The organism is Roseibium sp. (genome assembly GCF_025698965.1).
In the GTDB taxonomy this organism is placed as follows: domain Bacteria; phylum Pseudomonadota; class Alphaproteobacteria; order Rhizobiales; family Stappiaceae; genus Roseibium.
Window position 1 is genome coordinate 1 of sequence record NZ_JAILWL010000438.1, and the last position, 5,635, is coordinate 5,635.

Annotated in this window: 6 protein-coding genes; 4 read left to right on the plus strand and 2 right to left on the minus strand. The window is 56.6% G+C overall.

Annotation, left to right across the window (positions count from 1 at the left end; translation table 11 throughout):
• Both pdxY and ispG read right to left on the minus strand, forming a co-directional pair.
• The coding region (gene pdxY / locus K5905_RS26325) for a pyridoxal kinase (protein ID WP_367187027.1) at window positions 1–886 on the minus strand (886 nt) is incomplete at its 3' end.
• A gap of 22 nt (window positions 887–908) precedes the next feature.
• The gene (ispG, locus tag K5905_RS26330; protein WP_297589753.1) at window positions 909–2,165 is read right to left on the minus strand and encodes a flavodoxin-dependent (E)-4-hydroxy-3-methylbut-2-enyl-diphosphate synthase; all 1,257 of its coding nucleotides are present in this window, start codon (window positions 2,163–2,165) and stop codon (window positions 909–911) included.
• Between the two features lie 226 nt (window positions 2,166–2,391).
• Here ispG and K5905_RS26335 point away from each other — a divergent pair, with 226 nt between their 5' ends.
• The 4 genes from K5905_RS26335 to K5905_RS26350 all read left to right on the plus strand — a co-directional run.
• Window positions 2,392–3,165, plus strand: a complete 774-nt coding sequence (locus K5905_RS26335; RefSeq protein WP_297589755.1) for a hypothetical protein — start codon at window positions 2,392–2,394, stop codon at window positions 3,163–3,165.
• A gap of 42 nt (window positions 3,166–3,207) precedes the next feature.
• Complete coding sequence (locus K5905_RS26340) at window positions 3,208–4,095, plus strand: 4-hydroxy-3-methylbut-2-en-1-yl diphosphate synthase (protein ID WP_297589758.1); 888 nt, start codon at window positions 3,208–3,210, stop codon at window positions 4,093–4,095.
• A gap of 109 nt (window positions 4,096–4,204) precedes the next feature.
• Complete coding sequence (locus K5905_RS26345) at window positions 4,205–4,987, plus strand: 3-hydroxybutyrate dehydrogenase (RefSeq protein ID WP_297589760.1); 783 nt, start codon at window positions 4,205–4,207, stop codon at window positions 4,985–4,987.
• Window positions 4,988–5,040: 53 nt separating this feature from the next.
• Window positions 5,041–5,635: patatin-like phospholipase family protein (locus K5905_RS26350; protein ID WP_297589763.1), on the plus strand; the 595-nt coding region annotated here is incomplete at its 3' end.

A 5,635-nucleotide genomic window follows, 5' to 3' on the forward strand; every position in this document is an offset into this window, starting at 1 on the left:
TTTCAACAACCCGGCGCGATGTGACCAGTGCCATTGCCCGGACAACCGACTGCTGTTCCTGAGCAAGAAGCAGTTCATCGGCGCCCTTTTTGACGCTGCGCGCAACCAGCTCGAACACGGACGCGGATGCGCGTTTCAGGGCTTCCTCGTCGTCCAGACCTTCGAGGCGATTGGACAGGAACAGACCGGAAATCAGGTCACCGGTACCGTGGGGCGGATTGACTATGGCGGCATGTTCGGCGGCGACAGCACCGCGTGGTCCGGCCAGCAGATTTGCAATCGCATTTCGGCGCAATGCAGGTGACGAGGTGATCAGCACCCGTTCGTTGCCAAGGGCGCGCGCGGCAGATAGCGCTTGAAGTTCGCTGTCAACGTCGCGGCGCGTCATCCAACCCAATTCGAATGCGTTGGGGGTGACGATGTCCGCAAGCGGTACCAGCTCGTCGCGAATGGCTTCCGCCGTAGCCTTGGGCACATAGAGACCGCCTCCGGAGGCGCTGGTGCGATCTCCCATCACCGGATCGCAAAGATAAGGCGCTTCCGGGTTGGCGGCTTTGACCGCTCTGACCAGCTTCGCAATTGCGCTCGCCTGATCCGCATGGCCGAGATAACCGGTTATCACACCTCCCAGTTCTCCGAGTTTCGGCGAATCCGCCAGATCTGCTGCAATCGCTGCAAAATCTTGCGGGGATGCAACAATGCGCGTGCCTTTGCCATGTCCCGGGTGCCAGGGAAGCAGAACGGTCGGCAGGAACCAGACACCGTGGCCGATCCGTTCCAGAGCGAATGTCAGGCCCCGCCCGCTGATGCCGCCTCGGACGACCTGGGACGTAATGACCAGGATCGGCTTCTTCTGTGGCTCGGATGCGCCCGGCTGCTGCATCATTAATTTAAGTCCCTCAGCTTGATCAGGCGGCGTCGGAAGACGAAGATCCGGCCCCATAGCGTTTTTCGATGTAATCCAGCACCATTTGCTTGAACTCATCTGCTATGCCGGATCCGCGCAGAGTAGTGACTTTTTCACCGTCGACAAAGACGGGTGCAGACGGAGTTTCACCGGTGCCGGGAAGCGAAATGCCGATATCGGCATGCTTGGATTCGCCGGGCCCGTTTACGATGCAGCCCATGACAGCCACATTGAGGCCTTCGACGCCAGGATATTGCTCGCGCCAGACTGGCATGGATTCGCGGATGTGGTCCTGGATGTCGCTGGCGAGTTCCTGAAAGACGGTTGACGTTGTACGACCACAGCCGGGGCAGGCTGCGACGACCGGTACAAACGCCCGGAAACCCATCACTTGCAGCAATTCCTGAGCGACCTGAACTTCGCGGGTGCGGTCACCGCCCGGTTCCGGCGTCAGGGAGACACGGATCGTGTCGCCGATCCCCTGTTGCAACAAAATGCCCATGGAGGCCGCGGAAGACACGATGCCCTTGGTGCCCATGCCGGCTTCGGTCAGGCCCAGATGCAAGGCATAGTCACAGCGGCGGGCAAGGTCGGCATAAACAGCAATCAGATCCTGAACCTGGCTGACCTTGGCGGAGAGGATGATCTTGTCCCGGCCCATGCCAAGAGCTTCCGCGCGTTCGGCCGAAAGAAGCCCGGACTGGATTATGGCTTCGCGCATCACCGCTGCAGCGGATACAGGTGTGGCGCTTTCCGCGTTCTCATCCATCAGCTTCGTCAGGAGTTCCTGATCGAGCGATCCCCAATTGACCCCGATGCGCACCGGCTTGTCATGTTTCAGGGCGATGTCGATGATCTGCGAGAATTGTGTATCGCGCTTGGCCTTGAAACCGACATTGCCCGGATTGATCCGGTATTTGTCCAGTGCTTGTGCGCAATCGGGATAATCCGTTAGCAGTTTGTGGCCGATATAATGAAAATCTCCAACCAGCGGCACATCGATGCCGATACGGTCGAGCCGTTCCCGGATCCGGGGCACCTGTTCTGCAGCTTCCGGCCGGTCCACCGTAATTCGCACGATCTCCGATCCGGCACGCGCGAGCGCCGCAACCTGTGCGACCGTTGCATCTGCGTCGGCCGTATCCGTGTTTGTCATGGACTGCACGACAATCGGCGCATCGCCGCCCACCATTACATTGCCGACAGGAACGCCAATGGATTTGCGGCGGGGCAGGGCTTTTGCGAAATCATCAATCATAACAGGAACCAGCAGGTTTCAGGCTTTTGCCAACCATATGAGGGATATTGGTCAAAGTTTCCAGAAAATGATTTGGTTCTGCGTCGAAAAAGGCAATCCCGTCGCAGGTCATCCTGTCAGTGCCATGGTGCAGAACGGTTTCATTGCAATTGAAAATCATAGCAAGTAAATGCATGGACAAAGAGCCTAAATATTTGTGCTTTTTAGGGGTTTTGGGGGCGTTGGAATGTTGAAGCGTTTGCTCGGCGACTCGGTTTCGCTTGTGTTTGGAAATCTTGAAACCGTTTTCAAGGTCTGCGGAAGCTGGTTCGTGCTTCAATTCGGTCTGATGATGGCGATTCAGCTGGGTTTCGGAACCACGGCGCAGCAAGCTGCCAATCCTGGAGCGGTGCTGCTGTTGTCATTGGTCATGGTTGCATTTGCCTTGCTCTCGTCGGCAAGCATCGGTGTTGCCTGGCATCGTTTCGGGCTGCTCAGGGAAACGCCCGGGATCATTCATCTGAAAGTCGGTGGGCTGGAAGTGAAGTTCATTCTCAAGTCTCTTCTCCTGGCATTGATCATCGTTGGAATCTCGATGGTAATCACGATTGTGCAACTGCTAACAGGAAGTGCGGCAATTACCGGCGTGATCGCAATTCTGTTCATGATCTTTGCGATCCCGACATTCTTCAGATTTTCGCTCATTCTGCCTGCGACAGCCGTAGAGCATTCTCTTGGTCTGGGGGAGGCTTATTCGATAAGTGAAGGGCTCGGCTGGCGCATGTTCTTTGCGACTCTGATCCTGTCGGTTCCATTCGTGCTGTTGAGTGTGCTCTTTCAGTTTTTCATTGAGGCAGCAGCAGGAAGCCTTCCGATTTTTCTGCTTCAGTTCAAACTGCTGTTGCTGAATGTGCTGTTGCAGATCATTGTCACGGTGCTTGGTATATCCGTTCTGACCGCAGGTTATCGAATTGCAATGGAAAGACAGGGTTACGGTCTAGACCCTAGCGTTTTTCAATAAAATCCCTACCTTCCGTCTGGAGCCGATCAACGGGGGCAGGTCATGTTCATCACCGTTCTGGAACGGTCGCTATCGCTGGCGCAGCATCATATCGGAACGCTGCTGAAAACAGGCTGGGCCTATATCCTGGTCCTGGTTGCCCTGAATTTTGTCATCGGTGCATCGATGATGCCGGAAAGCGGCTTCACCACGGTGTCCTATATGACGGAGCCGGTTGCCGCACCTGATGAAGGGGCGTTGCGTGCGCTCGCGGCAATCGCAAATCTGATCGTGGGTTTTGGTATCGGCATCGCCTATGTCCGCCGAATTCTGATCGATGCGCGCGATTTTCCCGTTTTTTTCGGTCGGCGCACTGTCCGCGTGATCATCAATCAGGTTGTTCTGAGTCTGATCGGGGCGTTGTCGCTTGTTCCTCTGGTGATTGTGTCGTTGCTGCTGGCGGCGATGACTGCGGGTTTCGGTCTGCTTCTTCTGTTCCTGGCTCCGTTTATCGCGCTGATGGTTGTCCAGAAATTCTCGGTCGTTCTACCTGCCGCCGCTGTTGACGATCCGCTGACCCTCAAGGAGAGCTGGCGGGCGACGGCCGGGCTCGGCTGGCCCATGGCCTTTTCGGCGCTTGTCATGAGCCTGCTCGCCGGGTTCCTTGTGTTTGTGTGGGGCTTTCTGCTTAGTGTCAGCGACGGTCTGATGCCGGCCAATGAACTGTGGCAGCAGATCCGGTCTGCGATTTTTCCGATGGGCACGATGCTAATCCTCGTGTGGATTTTTGCCAGCCTGCACGCAACCTTCTACGGCCTTATTCGGGAACGCTTCGCGGCGAAACTGGGGCTCAGGGCCGAGGACTATTCGAAGGCGGAAGAACAGAGAACGGTTGCCCGTGACCGCGCGCGCAAGGCTCTGGCCGGGGCGCAAAGAATGAAACGCCGCTGATATCCCAAATCTGACTCGGTAATCACTTTTCGTCATTCCGTTGTTGCAGTGCGGCGAGAACTGGTCAAATGTTGTGCCCGAATTCTGATTTTTCCCTGGGAGATCCATAATGCTTGCCAACAAAACCGCTGTCGTTACCGGTTCCACATCCGGGATCGGACTCGGATGCGCGCGCGCCTTTGCAGAACAAGGTGCGAATGTCGTCATTAACGGCCTGGGCGACGCCGACGAGATCGAAAGGACACGGGCGGCGATTGAGGAGGAATTCGGCGTGCGCTGTGTCTATTCCCCGGCCAACATGCTCAAGGGTGACGAAATTGCCGGGATGGTTGCGGATGCGCAGAAAGAGTTCGGCTCGGTTGACATTCTGGTCAACAATGCCGGAATTCAGTTCGTCTCGCCGGTCGATGAATTCCCGGTTGAGAAATGGGACGCTATTATAGCGATCAATCTTTCTTCTGCTTTCCATGCTATCCGGGCGGCGTTGCCGGGCATGAAGGAGCGCGGCTGGGGGCGCATCATCAATACGGCTTCCGCACATGCCCTGGTCGCATCACCGTTTAAATCAGCCTATGTGGCCGCAAAACACGGGATCGCCGGTCTCACGAAAAGCGTTGCGCTGGAAGTTGCGGAGCAGGGTATTACCGTCAATGCGATTTGCCCGGGTTACGTCTGGACGCCATTGGTGGAAGCGCAGATTCCCGACACGATGAAGGCCCGCAACATGACGGAAGAAGAGGTCAAGAAAGATGTGATGCTGAAGGCGCAGCCGACCAAGCAATTCGTCACGATTGAACAGGTGGCCGGATATGCGGTGTTCCTGTGTTCCGACACCGCATCTTCCATCACCGGATCTGTTTTGCCGCTTGATGGTGGCTGGACCGCGCAATAGTTGTTTGAACGATCCCCATTGACGCGTTGGCACTTGATGAAAAGGCAGCTGCCGTGACCGAGCCGAAGAAAATCAATCTGGCTTTGCAAGGTGGAGGTGCCCACGGCGCCTTCACCTGGGGTGTTCTGGACTGGTTCCTGGAAGACAGCCGCTTTACCATCGATGCGATCACCGGCACGTCAGCCGGAGCGATGAATGCCGTTGTCCTGGCAAGTGGCATGGAAGCCGGAGGGGAGCAGGGTGCCCGCGCGAGCCTGGAGGCCTTCTGGCACGAAGTGAGCGAACAGGCAAAGTTCAGCCCGATCCAGCGGTCGCCGCTGGACATTCTCCTTGGCAATTGGAGCCTCGACCACTCGCCGAGCTATCTCTATTTCGATATCATGTCGCGCTTTGCGTCGCCTTACGAATTCAATCCGCTGAACATCAATCCCCTCAGGGATGTGGTGGAGAAAATGGTCGATTTCGACCAGGTGCATTGTTGTTCCGGAGTGAAACTGTTTATCGCGGCGACCAATGTCTTCACCGGCAAGATCCGGGTGTTCAGCGAAAAGGAAGTCACCCTGGACGCCGTGATGGCGTCCGCCTGTCTGCCGCAGCTTTATCAGGCGGTTGAAATCGACGGCGAACCCTACTGGGATGGCGGCTATA

Coding starts and splice junctions, on each gene's coding strand:
- K5905_RS26345 (WP_297589760.1), top strand. CDS start 4,205: ATGCTTGCCAACAAAACCGCTGTCGTTACCGGTTCCACATCCGGGATC.
- K5905_RS26335 (WP_297589755.1), top strand. CDS start 2,392: ATGTTGAAGCGTTTGCTCGGCGACTCGGTTTCGCTTGTGTTTGGAAAT.
- K5905_RS26340 (WP_297589758.1), top strand. CDS start 3,208: ATGTTCATCACCGTTCTGGAACGGTCGCTATCGCTGGCGCAGCATCAT.
- ispG (WP_297589753.1), bottom strand. CDS start 2,165: ATGATTGATGATTTCGCAAAAGCCCTGCCCCGCCGCAAATCCATTGGC.